Source organism: Bacillus sp. SIMBA_031, from assembly GCF_046535225.1.
GTDB lineage: Bacteria > Bacillota > Bacilli > Bacillales > Bacillaceae > Bacillus > Bacillus velezensis.
Window position 1 is genome coordinate 1 of the sequence record NZ_JAWRXC010000247.1, and the last position, 271, is coordinate 271.

Sequence of the window (271 nt, forward strand, 5' to 3'; positions counted from 1 at the left end):
GCTTCCGGTCCGCTGTCACCGAGACCGCCGGCTTCTCCCGGACTTCGGGCTTTATCGATGACACCCGGGCTTTCTGTTCCATCCCGGCTCGGCACAATGCGTCCCGCAGGATCGAGGCCTCGTTCCTGGCACGCCTGGTTGCCGAGCACCGGATCAGCGAGGACCGCGCGCACGAGCTGATCGTCGACGTCGTCGACACTGCACCGAGGCGGGTCTTCAAACTATGAGTGCCGAGCCAAGATCAGACCTCCCACGGCTGGACCGGTCCCTC

Annotated in this window: 1 protein-coding gene; it reads left to right on the top strand. The window is 65.3% G+C overall.

Going from position 1 to position 271, the window contains the following annotated elements; genetic code table 11:
• Positions 1-227 (top strand): hypothetical protein (locus SB724_RS20195; RefSeq protein WP_410572633.1); only part of this gene is annotated, 227 nt, incomplete at its 5' end.
• Positions 228-271 lie beyond the last annotated feature (44 nt).